The following is an 18,005-nucleotide window of genomic DNA, read 5'->3' as shown; positions in this document are numbered from 1 at the left end:
AGGGGCCCTGCCGGAATGCCATTTCGGCGGTTACTGGGCCCGTTTCAGGCCGGCGGCCCGGATGCCCGACGCACGCAACTCGAGAGCGGCCAGCCCGCGGATGGCGACGGGATCCTGATCCCGCCACGCGCCCACCGGATCGGTGCTGATCGCCGCGAGCTTGGTCAGCGGACGGTTGGCCAGCGCCCGCAGCGCCAGCAGTTGCTCGCCCGCCGCCGTGGACGCCAGCGTCACGGCGGTCCACTTGCGCCGGAAGAACCGCACCCGCAGGAACAGCCACGGCATCATCAGCGCCAGGATCGGTGGTGCGGCCACCGCAAGGGCGAGCAGCCAGGCCAGCCACCCCGCCGTGACCCCCAGCGTCTGCCCGGCGCCCGCGATCTCGCGGGCCGCGTCACCGGCCGCGGTCAGCGGCTTGGCCAGATCGTCGCCGATGAGCGGGAAGCCCCCGGCGTTCTCGCCTGCCGAGTCGAGATTGCCCGCCACCCCGTTGGCGCCGCTCTCCACCCGGTAGCCGAACTCGGCGATCGTGGCCACCGCGGAGTGCACCGCGATGCCGACGAACACCCAGATCGCCGTCCAGGCGATCACCACCGCATCGCTGAACAGTTGCGTCATCAGCCGCCCGGGCGTTGTGGCGTAGGGAACCCACCGCGATTTCATGTGTTCGATCACAGCACACAGAGCCTGTTTCGCGGCCCGATAGGCTGGCCCGATGCGTCCCGCTCTGTCCGACTACCGGCATCTGGCCAGCGGCAAGGTTCGTGAGCTGTACCGCGTCGACGACGGGCACCTGTTGTTCGTCGCCTCCGACCGCATCTCGGCCTACGACCACATCCTGGATTCGGAGATACCCGACAAGGGCCGCGTCCTGACCGCGATGAGCGTGTTCTTCTTCGATCATGTGGACGCGCCCAACCACCTGGCCGGTCCACCCGACGACGAGCGCATCCCGGCCGAAGTGCTGGGGCGGGCGCTGGTGGTGGAGCAGCTGGAGATGCTCCCGGTGGAAGCGGTGGCCCGCGGTTACCTCACCGGCTCCGGGTTGATCGATTACCAGAAGACGGGCGCCGTCTGCGGGATCTACCTGCCACCGGGGCTGGTGGAGGCGAGCAAGTTCGCCGAGCCGCTGTTCACACCGGCGAGCAAGGCCGAGCTGGGTCAGCACGACGAGAACATCACCTTCGATGACGTCGTCGCCCTCGTCGGCGCGCAGCGGGCCGAGCAGCTGCGCGACCGCACCCTGCGCACCTACCTCCAGGGCGCCGAGCACGCCCTGACCAAGGGCATCATCGTCGCCGACACCAAGTTCGAGTTCGGCGTCGACGCGCACGGCGAACTCAAGCTGGCCGACGAGGTGTTCACCCCCGACTCGTCCCGTTACTGGCGGGCCGACGACTACGCCGAGGGCGTGGTGCAGAACAGCTTCGACAAGCAGTTCGTCCGCAACTGGCTGACAAGTCCGGAGTCCGGTTGGGACCGCAACGGCGACGAACCCCCGCCGCCGCTGCCCACGGAGATCGTCGAGGCGACCAGGGCGCGCTACATCGAAGCCTACGAACGGATTTCGGGCCTCAAGTTCGACGACTGGATCGGAGCACCCGCGTGAAGCCACCGATCGCGAAACGGGCGGAGCACCGCCGTGAGCACCACGGCGACGTCTTCATCGACCCCTACGAGTGGCTGCGTGACAAGTCCAGCCAGGAGGTCATCGATCACCTCGAGGCGGAGAACGCCTACACCGAGGGTGTTACCGCGGATCTGGAGCACTTGCGGCAGCAGATCTTCGACGAGATCAAGGCCAGGACCAAGGAGACCGATCTGTCGGTGCCCACCCGCCGCGGCGACTGGTGGTACTACGGGCGCAGTTTCCAGGGCAAGCAGTACGGCGTGCAATGCCGTTGCCCCGTCGCCGACCCCGACGACTGGACGCCGCCGCAGTTCGACGAGAACACCGAGATACCCGGCGAGCAGGTGTTGCTCGACGAGAACGTCGAGGCGGAGGGGCACGACTTCTTCTCCCTGGGTGCGGCCACCGTCAGTATCGACGGAAGCACCCTGGCCTACTCCGTGGACGTCAAGGGCGACGAGCGCTACACGTTGCGGTTCAAGGACATACGTACCGGTGAGCGTTACGACGACGAGATCGTCGGGATCGGTGCGGGCGCCACCTGGGCCGCGGACAACCACACCGTCTACTACGTCACCGTTGATGACGCCTGGCGCCCGGACACCGTGTGGCGCCACCGGCTGGGAGCCGGGTTGCCCGCGGAGCGGGTGTACCACGAACCCGACGAGCGGTTCTGGGTCGCGGCCGGGCGAACGCGCAGCAACAAGTACGTCATCATCGCTGCGGGCAGTGCGGTCACCTCGGAATTGCGTTACGGCGATGCGACCGACCCGCAGGCCGAGTTCGCCACCGTCTGGCCGCGTCGCGAGAACGTCGAGTACTCCGTCGACCACGCCGTCGTCGACGGGCAGGATCGTTTCCTCATCCTGCACAACGACGGCGCCGAGAACTTCACCCTCGTCGAGGCGCCGGTCAGCGATCCCACGCAATGCCGCACCCTCATCGGACACCGCGGCGACGTGCGGCTCGACTCCGTCGACGCGTTCGGCGGTCACCTCGTCGTCAGCTACCGCAAGGATGCGCTACCGCGAATCCAGTTGTGGCCCATCGAGGAAGCCGGGTACGGGCAGGCCCAGGACATCACCTTCGATTCGGAGCTGATGTCGGTGGGGCTGTCGGCCAATCCCAATTGGAGTGCGCCGAAGCTGCGGATCGGCGCGACGTCGTTCGTCACCCCGGTACGCATCTACGACCTCGATCTGGGCACCGGTGAGCGGACGCTGCTGCGCGAGCAACCCGTGCTGGGTGACTACCGGCCCGAGGACTACGTCGAGCGACGCGACTGGGCGGTCGCGTCCGACGGCGCCCGGGTGCCGATCTCGATCATCCACCGGGCCGGCCTGCGGTACCCGGCGCCGATGCTGCTGTACGGCTACGGTGCCTACGAGTCCTGCGAGGACCCGAGGTTCTCCATCGCGCGACTGTCGCTGCTGGATCGCGGGATGGTGTTCGCGATCGCCCACGTGCGCGGCGGGGGTGAACTCGGCAGGCCGTGGTACGAGCACGGCAAGATGCTGGAGAAGCGCAACACCTTCACCGACTTCATCTCCGTGGCAGCACACCTCGTCGGCACCGACGTCACCCGCCCGGAGAATCTGGTGGCCTACGGCGGCAGCGCCGGGGGTCTGCTGATGGGGGCGGTGGCCAACCTGGCACCCGATCTGTTCGCCGGGATCCTGGCCTCTGTGCCCTTCGTCGACCCGCTCACCACGATCCTCGACCCGTCGCTGCCGCTGACGGTCACCGAGTGGGACGAATGGGGAAACCCGCTGGAGGACCCCGAAGTGTACCGCTACATGAAGTCCTACTCGCCCTACGAGAACGTCGAGACGAAGAGCTACCCGGCGATCCTGGCGATGACGTCGCTGAACGACACCAGGGTGTACTACGTGGAGCCGGCGAAATGGGTTGCGGCGCTGCGCCACGCCCAGGTCGACCCCGCCAACGACGCCGCCAAGGTGTTGCTGAAGACGGAGATGAACGCCGGCCACGGCGGAATCAGCGGGCGCTACGAGCGCTGGAAGGAAGCGGCGTTCCAGTACGCATGGCTACTGAACACCGCCAAGGCCGACCACCACGGCGGCGGCCGCTAGATACAGCGCCTGTTCGGCGGTCCGGACGTCGAGCCGGGTGGTCATCGACTTCGGCGGGTTCGGCATCCGTGAGGCGTGGACGTTGGCCGGGAACATCGCCAGCATCAGCACGAACAGACCTCCGGCGGCGGCCACGCGGGTCGGCGGGTAGAGCAGCCCGGCAGCGCCCAGCAGCTCGAGCCCGCCGGTGATGGTCACCAGGAGCCCAGGGGCGGGCAGCCAGGGCGGCACGATCGACAGCATGTCCCGCCGCAGGGGGTCGACGAAGTGTGCGACCCCTGTGAGCAGGAACATGGCAGCCAACCCGACGGCCACCGCGTCGGGCCAGCTGTCGATGTAAACCCAGCTGTCGGGACCGAACCAGCCGAGCAGACGGGCACCGAGGGTGCCCAGGACGAGGGTGGCGATGACAACCATGTCGGGCTCCAATCTAGTCGTTGTCAAGATGCAGGCTAGGCAATGATCTAGGCAGTGTCAAGATTGCAGGCTACGATGGTGTCATGACCAAGGGGACGTATCACCATGGCGACCTGAAGGCCGTGATTCTCGGGCAGGCCGCACAGCTGGTGGCCGAGCGCGGGGCCGACGGGGTCTCGTTGCGGGAATTGGCGCGCGCCGCAGGGGTTTCGCACGCCGCACCGGCGCATCACTTCGTCGACCGGCGAGGCCTGTTCACCGCGCTGGCAGCCCAGGGCTGGCGGAAGCTGGCGGCTGCGCTGGCCGACGCCCGACCCGAATTCGGTGATGCCGCACTGGCTTACGTCACGTTCGCGCTCGACCACCCCGGTCACTACGAGGTGATGTTCGACCGCTCACTCGTCGACCCCGGCAACGCCGAGCTGATCGCGGCCCAGGATGCCGCAGGTGCGGAGTTGGCGACCGGCGTCGGGACGTTGAACGACGCACGCGCCAAGGAAGATCCGCAGGCGGCCGGACTCGCCGCCTGGTCGCTGGTACACGGTTTCGCGATGCTCTGGCTCAATCAGGCCATCGACACCGATTCCGACCCGGTGGCCACCGCGCAGCGGGTGGCCCGCATGCTGTTCACCGCGTGAGCCGCGGGTACCGTCGAGCCCATGACCGACACACCCTTGACCGAGATCGCGCTGACCACACTCGACGGCAGTGACACGACGCTGGCCGAGCTGGCCGGCGGCGCGGCGCTGGTGGTGAACGTCGCCTCCAAGTGCGGCCTGACGCCGCAGTACAGCGCGCTCGAGAAGCTCGCCAAGGACTACGGTGACCGCGGCCTCACGGTGATCGGCGTGCCGTGCAACCAGTTCATGGGCCAGGAACCCGGCAGCGCCGAGGAGATCCAGACGTTCTGCTCCACGACCTACGGGGTGACCTTTCCGCTGCTCGCCAAGACCGAGGTCAACGGACCGGGCAGGCACCCGCTGTATGCCGAGCTCACCAAGACCGCCGACGACAAGGGCGAGGCGGGTGACGTGCAGTGGAACTTCGAGAAGTTCCTGCTGGCCCCGGGTGGAACCGAGGTCAGGAGGTTCCGGCCCCGCACCGAGCCCGACGCACCCGAGGTGATCTCGGCGATCGAAGCCGTCTTGCCGCGCTAGCCGAACGGACACCTGCAGTCGCAGTGTTCGCCACCGTCCCGACACCTGACGTTGCCACACTGCGGTTGTGGCAGGACAACTGATCGTCTCGATCTCCGGTGTCAGCGACCGCACACTCGACGACGTCATCGCGTTCCGCGCTCGCCTCGACGAACGTCGGGTGCCCGTGTCCTTCCTCGTGGCGCCGCGCCTCAAGGGCGGCTACCGGCTCGACCGAGACGCCGCCACGGTGGACTGGCTGCGCCGCCGCCGCGGCCACGGTGACGCGATCGTGCTGCACGGTTTCGACGAAGCGGCCACCAAGACGCGCCGCGGAGAGTTCGCGACACTGCAGGCGCACGAGGCGAACCTGCGGTTGATGGCCGCCGACCGGATTCTCGAACACCTCGGCCTGCGCACCCGGCTGTTCGCCGCGCCCGGGTGGAACATCTCGCAGGGGGCGATGACCGCCCTGCCCCGCAACGGGTTTCGACTGGTCGCCGGACTGGCCGGAATCACCGACCTGGTGCGTCGGGAAACCGTGCGGGCCCGGGTACTCGGAATCGGCGAGGGCTTCCTGTCCGAGCCGTGGTGGTGCCGCACGGTGGTGCTGTCCGCCGAGCGCACCGCGCGGCGTGCGGGTGTGGTGCGGGTGGCGGTGGCCGCCCGTCACCTGCGCCGTCCGGGCCCCAGGCAAGCGATGATCGACGCCGTCGATCTGGCGCTGATGCACTCGTGCGTACCCGCCGTCTACGACTGGCACGCCCGGCCTGCGCTGTCTGCCGCTGCCTGAGCGCCGTGGGTCGTAGATTGGGCCCATGGCTGACGCTGATGTCATCGTCGTGGGGGCCGGACTGGCGGGGCTGGTCGCGGCCTGCGAACTCGTCGACCGCGGTCGCCGAGTCCTGATCGTCGACCAGGAGAACGAGGCCAACATCGGCGGCCAGGCGTACTGGTCGTTCGGTGGGCTCTTCTTCGTCGACAGCCCCGAGCAACGGCGCCTCGGCATCCGCGACAGCCACGAACTGGCGTTGCAGGACTGGCTGGGCGCCGCCGGGTTCGATCGACCCGAGGACCACTGGCCCCGGCAGTGGGCGCACGCCTACGTCGACTTCGCCGCGGGGGAGAAGCGGAGTTGGCTGCGGGACCGGGGGCTGCGGACGTTCCCGTTGGTGGGGTGGGCCGAGCGGGGCGGTTACGACGCCCGCGGGCACGGCAACTCGGTACCGCGATTCCACATCACCTGGGGGACCGGCCCGGCGCTGGTCGACATCTTCGCGCGCCGGCTGACCGGGATGCGCTTCGCACACCGGCACCGAGTCGACGAACTCATCGTCGAGGACGGGACGGTCGCGGGGGTCCGCGGTGCGGTGCTGGAGCCGTCGACGGCGGCGCGCGGTGTCGCTTCGTCGCGAAACATTCAGGGCGAGTTCGAGTTCCGGGCACAGGCGGTGGTCGTCGCGAGCGGGGGTATCGGCGGCAATCATGACCTGGTCCGCCAGTACTGGCCCGCGCGCATGGGCCGGGTGCCCGAGCAGCTGCTCAGCGGGGTGCCGGCCCACGTCGACGGCAGGATGCTGGAGATCTCGGCGGCCGTCGGTGGCAGCGTGATCAACAGCGACCGGATGTGGCACTACACCGAGGGCATCACCAACTACGACCCGATCTGGCCACGCCACGGCATCCGGATACTACCGGGACCGTCGTCGTTGTGGCTGGATGCCACCGGTAAGCGCCTGCCCGCGCCGCTGTATCCCGGCTTCGACACGCTGGGCACGCTGGAGTACATCGCCGGGACCGGGCACGATTACACGTGGTTCGTACTCAATTCGCGCATCGTCGACAAGGAGTTCGGCCTGTCCGGGCAGGAGCAGAACCCTGACCTGACGGGTCGCAGCGTGCGTGGTGTGGTGGAAAGGGCCCGGAAGGGACCCGCACCTGTGCATGCGTTCGTCGACAAGGGCGTGGACTTCGTCACCGCGGACTCGTTGCGGGAGCTGGTGGCGCGGATGAACGCGGTGCCCGACGTCGAGCCGCTCGAGTTCAGCGTGGTCGAGGCCGAGGTCACCGCGCGGGATCGTGAGGTGGCCAACCGGTACACCAAGGACAGCCAGATCACCGCGATTCGCGCCGCGCGCGCCTATCTGGCCGACCGCGTCAGCCGGGTGGTCGCCCCGCACCGGCTGACCGACCCCAAGGCGGGTCCGCTGATCGCGGTCAAGCTGCACATCTTGACACGGAAGTCGTTGGGTGGCTTGGAAACCGACCTCGACTCCCGCGTGCTGCGCGGCGACGGCTCCGTGTTCCCCGGCCTGTACGCCGCCGGGGAGGCCGCCGGCTTCGGCGGTGGCGGGGTGCACGGTTACCGCTCGCTGGAGGGGACGTTCCTGGGCGGATGCGTGTTCTCCGGCCGCGCCGCGGGTCGCGCCGCCGCACGAGACGTCGGCTGACAGGCGGAGCTCAGAACTCGGTGCCGCTCTCGGGTTCGAGGACCTGGAAGTCGGTGTCGGTCATCTCGGAGAGCCGGCCGTAGAAGATGGGCCGCGCGATCGGGTCGATGATCGCCTGGTGGATCGGCACCGCGTGCGTCGGCGCGACCGCACGCAGGTAGTCCACCGCCTCCGAGATCTTCAGCCACGGCGCCGCGGCCGGTGTGGCGAGCACGTCGACCGGCTCACCGGGAACGAACAGCGCGTCTCCGGGATGCATCAGCCGCGCAGGGTGCTCGCCGTCCCCGATCAGGTACGAAATGTTGTCGATGACAGGGATTTCCGGGTGGATCACCGCGTGCTGGCCGCCGACTCCCCGTACCTTCAGGTGACCGATGGACAGTTCGTCGCCGACCTGGACCGCCTGCCACGGTGCTCCGAGCTGAGCGGCGGTCTGCGGGTCGGCGTACAGGGCGGCCTGCGGGTTCGCGGCGATGAGCGCAGGCAACCGCTCCGTGTCTGCGTGATCGGGGTGCTGATGGGTGATCAGGATCGCCGACAGGCCGGTGACGCCCTCGAAGCCGTGGGAGAAGTTGCCCGGGTCGAACAGCACCGTGGTCTCTGCGCCCGAGCCGTCATCGGATTGCCCCTTGAAGCTCGCCAGGAGGCATGAATGGCCGAAGTGTGTGAGCTGCATCCCTATATTGTGGCGCGTAGGGGGTAGGAACACGTGCGATTGATGCTCGCGGTGGCACTGGCGGTATGCGGACTGGTGGTCACGCCCGGTGTCGCCCGGCCGGTGCCGGGACACTGTCCGCCGATCTGCGACGCGATCCCGGATTCGGCGTGGATAGCGCCGAGCTCCATCCCGCTGTTCCCGGTCTACCGCTGGCCGGGGCTGGCCGGGGTGGCCGTCACCGCGACGACACCGAGGTTCGGGTTCGAGGAGTGGTGCGCAGGTCCGGCCGCCGCGGACGAGTCCCGTGACTATTCGGTGGCGGCCCGGGCGGTGGTGCCGAGCCCGGCCGGCCAGTGGAATCTGCGGGCGCAGGTGATTCACTGGCGCGGTGACACCGTGACCGGGGGCCGCACCGCCCTGGAGGTGCTGGAGAAAGCCCGGCTCGCGCTGCGGACCTGCCAGGACACCGCCGCCGGGATCTCGCCGTCGATCACCACCAGCGACGCACAGCGGCTCGCGACGGTCATCAGCGACGGGGGCGGGCGGGTCATGCACGCCTATCTGCTCGCCGATCCGAACAGCAGCACCGTGGTCGAACTGGCGCTGTGGGCGACCGTGCCCGTGCTGGTCGAATGGCCTGCGGTTCCCGACGTGCAGGTGTTCGACGCGCTGGCGGCCCCGCTGTGTGCCGCCTACCTGGGCTCGTGCCGGTGACACGGCAACGAAGTCACCGCAGGTAGAGTGATCGTCGTGGCAAAAGTGGTGGTACACGTCATGCCGAAGACCGAGATCCTCGACCCGCAGGGGCAGGCCATCGTCGGCGCCCTCGGCCGGCTGGGCTTCGACGGCATCTCAGATGTGCGGCAGGGCAAGCGATTCGAGCTGGAAGTCGCCGACGACATCGACGACGGCAAGCTCGCCGAGATCGCCGAATCGCTTCTCGCCAACACCGTCATCGAGGACTGGACGGTCACCAGGGAAGCCTCGGAGGAGAACGCGTGAGCGCCCGTGTGGGGGTCATCACATTCCCGGGCACGCTCGACGACATCGACGCCGCGCGCGCCGTGCGGCTGGCCGGCGCCGAAGCGGTGAGCCTCTGGCACGCCGACGCCGACCTCAAGGGCGTCGACGCGGTGGTGGTTCCCGGCGGCTTCTCCTACGGCGACTACCTGCGCTGCGGGGCGATCGCGCGGTTCGCTCCGGTGATGGGCGAGGTCGTCGCCGCCGCAGGCCGCGGTATGCCGGTGCTGGGGATCTGCAACGGGTTTCAGGTGCTCTGCGAGGCCGGTCTGCTTCCCGGCGCGTTGACCCGCAACGCCAACCTGCACTTCGTGTGCCGCGACGTGTGGCTCGAGGTCGCCTCCAACTCCTCGGCGTGGACGACGCGCTACGAGCAGGGGGCCGACCTGCTGGTGCCGCTGAAATCCGGCGAGGGCCGCTATGTCGCGAGCGCGAACGTGCTCGACGAACTCGAGGGCGAGGGCCGGGTGGTCTTCCGCTACCGCGACAACATCAACGGCTCGATGCGGGACATCGCGGGCATCAGCTCGGCTGACGGCCGCGTCGTCGGTCTGATGCCACACCCCGAGCACGCCACCGAGGCGCTGACCGGCCCGTCCGACGACGGCCTAGGGATCTTCTACTCCGCGCTGGACGCAGTTTTGGTGTCCTGAGCCCTCCGTCACGGTCATCGCTCTGGTCACGGTCGTCACCCTCGCGAGCCGCGAGCATGCGCGAAATGCCATTGAATGCGGCGTGTCAGCGTGCAAACGCGCGAGCTCGCGGAGCGAATGACTAGGCGGACAGGGCGACCGAGGCCTCGGCGGTGTAGCACAGGAACGTCATCGTCTCCTCGAGGTACAACTGCACGGCGTCGGCATCGTGGGACAGATAGCCGATCGACACGTCGGTGCCCAGTTGCAGGTCGAAATCGCCTCCGCGGGTGGACAACACGAAAGCACCGTCGATGGCGGGCGCCCAGATGATGTCACCGTCGACCAGTCGGTTGATGTGCTCGCGGATCGGATAACCGTGCGCGGTGGACTCGCTGACCTGGGTGTAGATGTCGGCCGACAGCAGCACGCTGTACGGCCCGTCGACACCGGCCAGTCGAAGCTCCGACAGCGCCTGGCTGATCACGTCCGGGATCTCGCTGGGATCGTCGGGAAGCGCGAGTGCGGTGTTGGAACTGCACTTGCGGATGCCGCCGATGTGGGCGGCATCGTAACCCTCGAAGATGGCCCGGTCCTCGATGAAGGCCAGCTTCTTGGCCGCGTCTTTGACCGGATCCCAGTCCGAATCCTGCGATCCACGTTCCACGTCGTCGATGTCGATCCGGTTCACGGTGAACGGCACCCGCAGCCTCACCAACGGGCGGGCGTCGCGCAGGTGGGCCACCACACCGTCACCGGGGGCCGCGACATCGACGAGGTGTCCCGTGCTCACCGCGGCGGTCACCGGCCCACCCGGATCGCTGACGTCGACCACTCGGCGGCCGGCGATGTGACGCTTGAACGTGCGCGTCGCCTCCTGCTCGATCTCCGCCCACGCGACGTCGGTGATCGGCGCCAGTTCCCGGTACAGGTTGTTCATTGCGGTTGTCCTTTCAGGCTGCCTATCGCCAGCGATCCGTTGCTGCTCACGGGAGCCACCGTGATCGCCGGTGCGTCGTCCTCGGTGGCCGAATCCGGATGGGGCGGTGGGTCATCGAGGAAATCCGCGATCGGCGTGAAGAACATCGATCCGGTGACGGCGGTGGAGAAGTCAAGGACCCGATCGGTGTTGCCGGGCGGGTCGCCGATGAACATGTTGCGCAGCATCCGCTCGGTGACCGCGGCCGTTCGCGAGTAACCGATGAAGTAGGTGCCGAACTCACCCTTGCCGACCTCGCCGAACGGCATGTTGTGCCGCACGATCTTCAGCTCGTTGCCATCCTCGTCGGTGATCACGTTCAGCGCCACATGCGAATTCGCGGGCTGCTCGGCGTCGTCGAGTTCGATGTCGTCGAGCTTGGTGCGGCCGATCACCCGTTCCTGTTCTTCGGTCGACAGCGAGTTCCAGGAAGGCATGTCGTGCACGTACTTCTGCACGTGCACATAGCAGCCGCCCGCGAAGTCGGGATCTTCGTCACCGATCTGGGTGGCGCTGTCGGCCAGCGGGCCATCGGGGTTCTCCGTGCCGTCGACGAAGCCGAGCAGGTCGCGGTTGTCGAAGAACTTGAACCCGTGCGTCTCGTCGACCACGGTGATCGCGCCCATCGCGTCGACGAGCTTGGTCGCCAGCTCGAAGCAGACATCCATCGACTCGGCGCGGATGTGGAACAGCACGTCCCCGGGCGTCGACGGGGCGTGGTGGCGGCCGCCGTCGATCTCGATGAACGGATGCAACTCGGCGGGGCGGGGTCCGGAGAACAGCCGATCCCAGGCCTCGGACCCGATCGACGTCACCACCGACAGCCGCTTGGTCGGATCTCGAAAGCCGATCGCCCGCACCAGCCCGGAGATGTCGCCGAGCGCCTCGTGAACGGTCTGCTCGCCACCCTCGTCGATGGTCGCCACCAGGAAGATGGCCGCCGGTGTCAGCGGCGCGAGGACCGGCTGGGGCGAAGGTGCGGGCACCGTCTGACCCTAGATCAAGATCACCAACGATGATCGACGAAGATGGATAACCATGTCTGCGACTCCGCTGGGCCTCTGCGAGTTCATCGACGCGTCGCCGTCGCCGTTCCACGTCTGTGAAACAGCCGCGGCGAGACTGCTCGCCGCGGGGTTCACCGAACTGTCCGAGAGTGACCCGTGGCCCGCTTCGGGGGACCACTTCACGGTGCGGTCCGGGTCGCTGATCGCGTGGCGGTCGACCGACGACCCCGCCGGAACCCCTGGGCCCTTTCGTATCGTCGGTGCCCACACCGACAGCCCCAACCTGAGGGTCAAGCAGCACCCGGACCGGTTCGTCTCCGGATGGCAGGTGGTGGCGCTGCAGCCCTACGGCGGGGCCTGGCTGAACTCCTGGCTGGACCGCGACCTGGGGCTCAGCGGCAGGCTCTCGGTCCGGACCGGCAACACCGTCGAGCACCACCTGATCAGGATCGACGAGCCGATCCTGCGGGTGCCCCAACTGGCGATCCACCTCGCCGAGGATCGCAAGGGCGTCGAGCTGAACCCGCAGCGGCACGTCAACGCCGTCTGGGGCGTCGGTACCGAGGCGAGGTCCTTCCTGGCCTACGTGGCGGCGCGCGCCGGTGCCGGTGCCGACGATGTGCTCGGCTTCGACCTGATGACGCACGACATCAACCCGTCGCGGCTGGCCGGCGTCGACGGCGAGCTGGTCAGCGCGCCCCGGCTGGACAACCAGGCGACGTGTTACGCGGGGTTGGAGGCGTTCCTGGGGGCGGCAGCCGCACCCGACGTGGTCCCGGTGCTGGTGCTCTTCGACCACGAGGAGGTCGGGTCGCAGTCCGACCACGGCGCCCAGTCCGAGCTGCTGCTGACGGTGCTGGAGCGGATCACGCTGGCTGCCGGGGGCGGGCGGGAGGACTTCCTGCGCCGGCTGCCCGAGTCGATGGTCGCCTCCGGTGACATGGCCCACGCCACCCATCCGAACTACCCGGATCGCCACGAGCCGGGACACCTGATCGAGGTCAACGGCGGTCCGGTGCTGAAAGTGCAGCCCAATCTGCGCTACGCCACCGACGGCCGGACCGCGGCGGCGTTCGCCCTGGCCTGCGCACAGGCGGGGGTGCCCCTGCAGCGTTATGAGCACCGCGCCGACCTTCCCTGCGGATCGACGGTCGGGCCGATGACCGCGGCGCGGACCGGAATCCCCACCGTCGACGTCGGGGCGGCGCAACTGGCGATGCACTCCGCCCGCGAGGTGATGGGCGCCGCCGATGTCGCCGACTATTCGGCCGCACTCGCGGCCTTTCTGTCACCGGGCTGATTTAGGGTCTGGGCATGTCACTTGATGTAGCGATGATCACCATCGATTGTGTCGATCCCGACGGCCTGGCCGATTGGTGGTCAAAGGCCGTCGGCGGTGAGGTGAACGCGGTTGCCCCAGGCGATTTCGTGATGGTCGCCCGGGAGGGCGGGCCGGCGTTGGGGTTCCAGAAGGTTCCCGACCCGACGCCCGGGAAGAACAAGGTGCACCTCGATTTCCACTCCGCCGACAAGGACGCCGAGGTGGCCCGCCTGGTCGGTCTCGGGGCTCGGGAGACGGGGCGGCACAGCTTCGGGCCGGAGTTCGACTGGGTGGTGCTGGCCGATCCCGAGGGCAACGCCTTCTGCGTCGCCGGGGGATGACCGGTCGCGAACCGTAAACTGTCTGCGTGACATCTGGGCTGACCCAAGAGGTAGACACCGTAGAGCACGCCGCCGCCACTCCCGACCACCCCCAGCCCTTCCGTGAGCTGGGGCTCAAGGACGACGAGTACGAGCGGATCCGCGACATCCTCGGTCGTCGGCCCACCGACGCCGAGTTGGCCATGTACTCGGTGATGTGGAGCGAACACTGCTCCTACAAGTCCTCGAAGGTGCATCTGCGGTACTTCGGCGAGACCACCACCGAGAAGATGCGCGAGGCGATGCTCGCCGGTATCGGCGAGAACGCCGGCGTCGTCGACATCGGCGACGGGTGGGCGGCCACCTTCAAGGTGGAGTCCCACAACCACCCGTCCTACATCGAGCCCTACCAGGGCGCCGCCACCGGAGTGGGCGGCATCGTCCGCGACATCATGGCGATGGGCGCCCGCCCGGTCGCCGTCATGGACCAGTTGCGGTTCGGCGCCGCCGACGCTCCCGACACCCGGCGAGTCCTCGACGGTGTGGTGCGCGGCGTCGGCGGTTACGGAAACTCGCTGGGATTGCCGAACATCGGCGGTGAGACGGTGTTCGACGCCAGCTATGCGGGCAATCCGCTGGTGAACGCGCTGTGCGTCGGAGTGCTGCGCAAAGAGGATCTGCACCTGGCGTTCGCGTCCGGGACCGGCAACAAGATCATCCTGTTCGGTGCCCGCACCGGTCTCGACGGGATCGGCGGCGTGTCGGTGCTGGCGTCGGAAACCTTCGGCGGCGACGAGAGCGGCGCCGGACGCAAGAAGCTGCCCAGCGTCCAGGTCGGTGACCCGTTCACCGAGAAGGTGCTCATCGAGTGCTGCCTCGAGTTGTACGCCAACGACCTCGTGGTCGGCATCCAAGATCTGGGGGGCGCTGGATTGTCCTGTGCCACTTCCGAACTCGCGTCTGCTGGCGACGGCGGCATGAGGGTCGAGTTGGACACGGTGCCGCTGCGGGCGACCAATATGACGCCCGCCGAGATCCTCTCCAGCGAGTCCCAGGAACGCATGTGCGCGGTGGTCACCCCGGAAAACGTCGAGGCTTTCCTCGCGGTGTGCCGCAAGTGGGAGGTGCTGGCCACCGTCATCGGTGAGGTCACCGACGGCGACCGCCTCGAGATCACCTGGCACGGCGAGACCGTCGTCGACGTGCCGCCACGCACCGTCGCGCACGAGGGTCCCGTCTATGAACGGCCCGTGCAGCGACCCGACACCCAGGATGCGCTCAACGCGGACACCTCGGCGTCGCTGCCTCGACCGTCGAGCGGGGACGAGCTGCGCGCCACGCTGCTCGCGATGGTCGGCAGCCCGCATCTGTGCAGTCGCGCGTTCATCACCGAGCAGTACGACCGCTACGTGCGCGGCAACACCGTGCTGGCCGAGAACGCCGACGGCGGCGTGCTGCGCGTCGACGAGGAATCGGGCCGCGGCATCGCCATCTCCACCGACGCCTCGGGCCGCTACACGGCGCTCGATCCCTACGCAGGCGCCCAGCTTGCCCTGGCCGAGGCGTACCGCAACGTCGCCGTCACCGGAGCCACCCCGGTCGCGGTGACCAACTGTCTGAACTTCGGCTCCCCAGAGGACCCGGGTGTGATGTGGCAGTTCTCGCAGGCGGTCCGTGGTCTCGCCGACGGTGCTGCGGCACTTGGCATTCCGGTCACCGGTGGAAACGTCAGCTTCTACAACCAGACGGGGACCACGCCGATCCTGCCAACACCGGTCGTCGGCGTGCTCGGTGTCATCGATGACGTCAAGCGGCGCATCCCCACCGGACTCGGTTCGGAGCCCGGCGAGACGCTGATCCTGCTCGGCGACACCCGCGACGAGTTCGACGGCTCGATCTGGGCACAGGTCACCGCCGACCACCTCGGCGGCCTGCCGCCCGCGGTGGACCTCGAGAGGGAACGGCTTCTCGCCGAGGTGCTCACCGCCGCGTCCCGCGACGGCCTGGTGTCCGCCGCGCACGACCTGTCCGAGGGCGGGCTGATCCAGGCGGTCGTCGAGGCCGCGCTGACCGGCGAAACCGGTTGCCGCATCGTGCTTCCCGACGGGTGGCAAGAAGGCACGGCTCCGTTTGTCTTCTTGTTCAGCGAGTCGTCGGGCCGGGTGCTCGTCGCGGTGCCCCGGACGGAGGAGAGCAGGTTCACCGCGATGTGCCAGGCGCGTGGCCTGCCCGCCGCCCGCATCGGCGTCGTCGATCAGGGGCCCGAGGGCGGCGCGGCGGCCGTCGAGGTGCAGGGCTTGTTCACGGTGACCCTGGAGGAGTTGCGGCGCACGTCGGAGGGCGTGCTTCCCGGGTTGTTCGGGTGACCTCGCAGGCGCCCCCGACACCCCGCCTCCATCTCTGGGCGTGGAGTCTGCTGCGCCTGGACTTCACCGGAATCGGCTTCGGCGCGCTGTTCTTCTGCCTGTCGATGACCCCTTCGCTGCTTCCGAGGGATTGGCTGTTCCAGGGCCTGATCGGCGGCCTCATCGCCGCCATCGGATACGGCATCGGGGTGTTCGTGGCCAAGATGATCCGGCGGTTCGTGCTGGAGGGTCGACGGTGGTGGCCGCCGGCGGCACGCACGTCCTACGCGCTGAAAGCGGCCACCGTCGCGATCTCGGTCGCCGCCTGCGTGCTGATGGTGATCCCCGCCGCCGGGTGGCAGCGCCAGGTGTCTGCGCTGATGGGTATGCAGGGCCCCGGCACGGTGGGTTATCTTCGCACCCTCGTCATCGCCGTGACGGTCGGTGCGATCTGCGTGGCGGTGGCGCGGGTGTTGCTGGAGATCATCAAGACGATGGCCCGCTTCCTCATCCGCCGTTGGCGACTGTCCGACGAGGTGGCGCTTTTCATCGGCACCGCCATCGTGGTGGTGCTGGTGATCACGCTGGTCAACGGCGTATTGGTGCGCGGCTTCCTGGCAGGTGCCAACCGGGTGTTCCAGCCGCAGAACACCACGACCGCCGAAGGGGTGGTCCAGCCTGACCTACCCGAAAGATCGGGCAGCCCAGACTCTTTCGCCGACTGGGACTCGCTGGGATACCAGGGGCGCAGCTTCGTGGCAGGTGGACCGGACGCCGACGAACTGACCCGGATCAACGGGCGACCCGCCAAGGAGCCGATCCGCGCCTACGTGGGTCTGCAGACCGCCGACACCGACGAAGCCCGAATGGCGGTGCTGCTCAGCGAGCTGGAACGCACCGGCGCCTTCGAACGCGAGGTGCTCGTCATCGCGCCGACCACCGGGACAGGATGGGTCAACCCGATCGCGGCCAGAGCGCTGGAGCTGATGTACAACGGCGACACGGCGATCGTCGCAGCGCAGTATTCGTATCTGCCGAGCTGGATTTCGTTTCTCGGCGACCAGCAGAAGTCGATGGAATCGGGCCGGATGATGATCGACGCCGTGCACGAACGGTGGGCACGGTTGCCCGCCGACCGGCGTCCACGGCTCCTGCTCTACGGCGAGAGCCTCGGGTCGATGGCCGGCCAGGGTGCCTTCGACTGGTTGCCCGACATCTCCAGGATGGGGTTCTCCTCGGTGCTGTGGGTCGGCCCGCCCAATCCCAGCCCGCTGTGGCACGCGATCACGGTGCGCCGTGACCCCGGTACCCCCGAGGTCCAGCCGCGGTATGACAACGGCCGCACCGTGCGGTTCTCGCAGGGCAACGACGCGGCCCAGATCGCCAGGGATACCGCAGCGCCGTGGGACGGCACCAGGGTGCTGTTCCTGCAGCATTCGTCGGACCCGATCGTCTGGTGGTCGCAGGACCTGCTGTTCAACCGGCCGGACTGGCTCGACGAGCCACCGGGGCGCGACCGGACCGCATCGATGCGGTGGTATCCGTTCATCACGTTCGCGCAGGTCGCCGCCGACCTGACCAACGCCGCGACGATGCCCGGTGGGCACGGACACAACTACGGCGACTTCATCCTCGACGGGTGGGCGGGCGTCGCCCCGCCGCAAGGGTGGACCGCGTCCGACACCGAGCGGATCCGCGTCGCCCTGGAGGAGACCGCGTCCGCCGACGGCGCGCAATAGTGCGCGACAAACTTCGCGCGGTCACGCTGGCCGGTGTGCTCGTCGGATGGAGCGCGGTGGCCCCTCGGATTCCGTCGCGGTGGCACCCGGCGCCGCACGCAGCGTTCGGCACCGCGGCGGCTGCGCTGGCCCGGGCCCCGCTGGGGCTGCGCCCGCCGGCACTGTGGGCGGGCCTGCGGGGGGGCGCGTCGGCCGCTGCACCCGTGTTGCTCGCGGTCGCCGCTGCGACGGCGACACCACCGGTCCGTGGCGGTATGG

General features: G+C 68.6%; 18 protein-coding genes and 1 pseudogene. 14 read left to right on the top strand and 5 right to left on the bottom strand.

Translation table 11 applies throughout. The features are described 5' to 3' along the window. Nucleotides 1-30 precede the first annotated feature (30 nt). Complete coding sequence (locus tag H7I57_RS26720) at nucleotides 31-663, bottom strand: hypothetical protein (RefSeq protein WP_264027311.1); 633 nt, start codon at nucleotides 661-663, stop codon at nucleotides 31-33. Nucleotides 664-715: 52 nt separating this feature from the next. Here H7I57_RS26720 and H7I57_RS26715 point away from each other — a divergent pair, with 52 nt between their 5' ends. After that, entirely contained in the window at nucleotides 716-1,609 is an 894-nt protein-coding gene (locus tag H7I57_RS26715) for a phosphoribosylaminoimidazolesuccinocarboxamide synthase (protein WP_264027309.1), read from the top strand. Beyond that, nucleotides 1,606-3,723 (top strand): S9 family peptidase, encoded by a 2,118-nt coding sequence (locus H7I57_RS26710; RefSeq protein WP_264027308.1) that lies wholly within the window; start codon nucleotides 1,606-1,608, stop codon nucleotides 3,721-3,723. Before H7I57_RS26715 ends, H7I57_RS26710 begins: the two co-directional genes overlap by 4 nt. Here the strand turns inward: H7I57_RS26710 and H7I57_RS26705 are convergent. Next, nucleotides 3,679-4,140: a DoxX family protein gene (locus tag H7I57_RS26705; RefSeq protein ID WP_264027307.1), complete on the bottom strand. Its 462-nt coding sequence runs from the start codon at nucleotides 4,138-4,140 to the stop codon at nucleotides 3,679-3,681. The two genes, H7I57_RS26710 and H7I57_RS26705, sit on opposite strands and share 45 nt — an antisense overlap. Nucleotides 4,141-4,223: 83 nt before the next feature. Here H7I57_RS26705 and H7I57_RS26700 point away from each other — a divergent pair, with 83 nt between their 5' ends. The 4 genes from H7I57_RS26700 to H7I57_RS26685 all read left to right on the top strand — a co-directional run bounded on the left by H7I57_RS26700 (nucleotide 4,224) and on the right by H7I57_RS26685 (nucleotide 7,726). Further along, nucleotides 4,224-4,778, top strand: a complete 555-nt coding sequence (locus H7I57_RS26700; protein WP_264027304.1) for a TetR/AcrR family transcriptional regulator — start codon at nucleotides 4,224-4,226, stop codon at nucleotides 4,776-4,778. Between the two features lie 21 nt (nucleotides 4,779-4,799). Next, nucleotides 4,800-5,297, top strand: a complete 498-nt coding sequence (locus H7I57_RS26695) for a glutathione peroxidase (RefSeq protein ID WP_264027302.1) — start codon at nucleotides 4,800-4,802, stop codon at nucleotides 5,295-5,297. Between the two features lie 67 nt (nucleotides 5,298-5,364). After that, nucleotides 5,365-6,069, top strand: coding sequence for a DUF2334 domain-containing protein (locus H7I57_RS26690; protein ID WP_264027301.1), 705 nt, complete (start codon nucleotides 5,365-5,367; stop codon nucleotides 6,067-6,069). Nucleotides 6,070-6,094: 25 nt separating this feature from the next. Further along, entirely contained in the window at nucleotides 6,095-7,726 is a 1,632-nt protein-coding gene (locus H7I57_RS26685; protein WP_264027299.1) for an FAD-binding dehydrogenase, read from the top strand. Between the two features lie 10 nt (nucleotides 7,727-7,736). On the opposite strand, the gene H7I57_RS26680 is transcribed toward H7I57_RS26685, so the two are convergent. Continuing rightward, a complete protein-coding gene (locus H7I57_RS26680; protein WP_264027298.1) occupies nucleotides 7,737-8,402 on the bottom strand; it encodes an MBL fold metallo-hydrolase in 666 nt (221 codons plus the stop codon). A gap of 33 nt (nucleotides 8,403-8,435) precedes the next feature. On the opposite strand from H7I57_RS26680, the gene H7I57_RS26675 reads away from it, so the two are divergent. From H7I57_RS26675 to purQ, 3 genes are read left to right on the top strand one after another with little or no spacing between them, the layout of a single operon-like run. After that, complete coding sequence (locus H7I57_RS26675) at nucleotides 8,436-9,098, top strand: ATPase (protein WP_264027296.1); 663 nt, start codon at nucleotides 8,436-8,438, stop codon at nucleotides 9,096-9,098. Between the two features lie 36 nt (nucleotides 9,099-9,134). Then, nucleotides 9,135-9,386, top strand: a complete 252-nt coding sequence (gene purS / locus H7I57_RS26670) for a phosphoribosylformylglycinamidine synthase subunit PurS (protein ID WP_264027293.1) — start codon at nucleotides 9,135-9,137, stop codon at nucleotides 9,384-9,386. Next, a complete protein-coding gene (gene purQ / locus H7I57_RS26665) occupies nucleotides 9,383-10,057 on the top strand; it encodes a phosphoribosylformylglycinamidine synthase subunit PurQ (protein WP_264027291.1) in 675 nt (224 codons plus the stop codon). Before purS ends, purQ begins: the two co-directional genes overlap by 4 nt. Nucleotides 10,058-10,178: 121 nt before the next feature. On the opposite strand, the gene H7I57_RS26660 is transcribed toward purQ, so the two are convergent. Together H7I57_RS26660 and H7I57_RS26655 are read right to left on the bottom strand one after the other, a co-directional pair. After that, entirely contained in the window at nucleotides 10,179-10,976 is a 798-nt protein-coding gene (locus H7I57_RS26660; protein ID WP_264027289.1) for a family 1 encapsulin nanocompartment shell protein, read from the bottom strand. After that, nucleotides 10,973-12,001: a Dyp-type peroxidase gene (locus H7I57_RS26655; RefSeq protein ID WP_264027288.1), complete on the bottom strand. Its 1,029-nt coding sequence runs from the start codon at nucleotides 11,999-12,001 to the stop codon at nucleotides 10,973-10,975. The genes H7I57_RS26660 and H7I57_RS26655 overlap by 4 nt, the downstream gene beginning before the upstream one ends. A gap of 52 nt (nucleotides 12,002-12,053) precedes the next feature. Here H7I57_RS26655 and H7I57_RS26650 point away from each other — a divergent pair, with 52 nt between their 5' ends. The 5 genes and pseudogenes from H7I57_RS26650 to H7I57_RS26630 form a co-directional block, all read left to right on the top strand. Continuing rightward, on the top strand, nucleotides 12,054-13,322 hold the full coding sequence (locus H7I57_RS26650; protein ID WP_264027287.1) for a M18 family aminopeptidase: 1,269 nt from the start codon (nucleotides 12,054-12,056) through the stop codon (nucleotides 13,320-13,322). Nucleotides 13,323-13,336: 14 nt separating this feature from the next. Then, complete coding sequence (locus H7I57_RS26645) at nucleotides 13,337-13,684, top strand: VOC family protein (RefSeq protein WP_264027286.1); 348 nt, start codon at nucleotides 13,337-13,339, stop codon at nucleotides 13,682-13,684. A gap of 26 nt (nucleotides 13,685-13,710) precedes the next feature. Further along, nucleotides 13,711-16,029: a phosphoribosylformylglycinamidine synthase subunit PurL gene (gene purL, locus H7I57_RS26640; protein WP_308204406.1), complete on the top strand. Its 2,319-nt coding sequence runs from the start codon at nucleotides 13,711-13,713 to the stop codon at nucleotides 16,027-16,029. After that, entirely contained in the window at nucleotides 16,026-17,747 is a 1,722-nt protein-coding gene (locus tag H7I57_RS26635; RefSeq protein ID WP_443678343.1) for an alpha/beta hydrolase, read from the top strand. Before purL ends, H7I57_RS26635 begins: the two co-directional genes overlap by 4 nt. Continuing rightward, nucleotides 17,747-18,005, top strand: a pseudogene (locus H7I57_RS26630) (Rv0804 family intramembrane glutamic endopeptidase); the annotation flags it as partial. The gene H7I57_RS26635 and the pseudogene H7I57_RS26630, both read left to right, overlap by 1 nt.

Origin of the sequence: Mycolicibacterium pyrenivorans (genome assembly GCF_025821625.1) — a bacterium.
In the GTDB taxonomy this organism is placed as follows: Bacteria; Actinomycetota; Actinomycetes; order Mycobacteriales; family Mycobacteriaceae; genus Mycobacterium; species Mycobacterium pyrenivorans.
The sequence above is the reverse complement of the archived record's forward strand: the minus strand, read 5'-3'. Positions and strand labels throughout refer to the sequence as shown.

Coding starts and splice junctions, on each gene's coding strand:
- H7I57_RS26720 (WP_264027311.1), bottom strand. CDS start 663: ATGAAATCGCGGTGGGTTCCCTACGCCACAACGCCCGGGCGGCTGATG.
- H7I57_RS26715 (WP_264027309.1), top strand. CDS start 716: ATGCGTCCCGCTCTGTCCGACTACCGGCATCTGGCCAGCGGCAAGGTT.
- H7I57_RS26705 (WP_264027307.1), bottom strand. CDS start 4,140: ATGGTTGTCATCGCCACCCTCGTCCTGGGCACCCTCGGTGCCCGTCTG.
- H7I57_RS26700 (WP_264027304.1), top strand. CDS start 4,224: ATGACCAAGGGGACGTATCACCATGGCGACCTGAAGGCCGTGATTCTC.
- H7I57_RS26695 (WP_264027302.1), top strand. CDS start 4,800: ATGACCGACACACCCTTGACCGAGATCGCGCTGACCACACTCGACGGC.
- H7I57_RS26685 (WP_264027299.1), top strand. CDS start 6,095: ATGGCTGACGCTGATGTCATCGTCGTGGGGGCCGGACTGGCGGGGCTG.
- H7I57_RS26680 (WP_264027298.1), bottom strand. CDS start 8,402: ATGCAGCTCACACACTTCGGCCATTCATGCCTCCTGGCGAGCTTCAAG.
- H7I57_RS26660 (WP_264027289.1), bottom strand. CDS start 10,976: ATGAACAACCTGTACCGGGAACTGGCGCCGATCACCGACGTCGCGTGG.
- H7I57_RS26650 (WP_264027287.1), top strand. CDS start 12,054: ATGTCTGCGACTCCGCTGGGCCTCTGCGAGTTCATCGACGCGTCGCCG.
- H7I57_RS26645 (WP_264027286.1), top strand. CDS start 13,337: ATGTCACTTGATGTAGCGATGATCACCATCGATTGTGTCGATCCCGAC.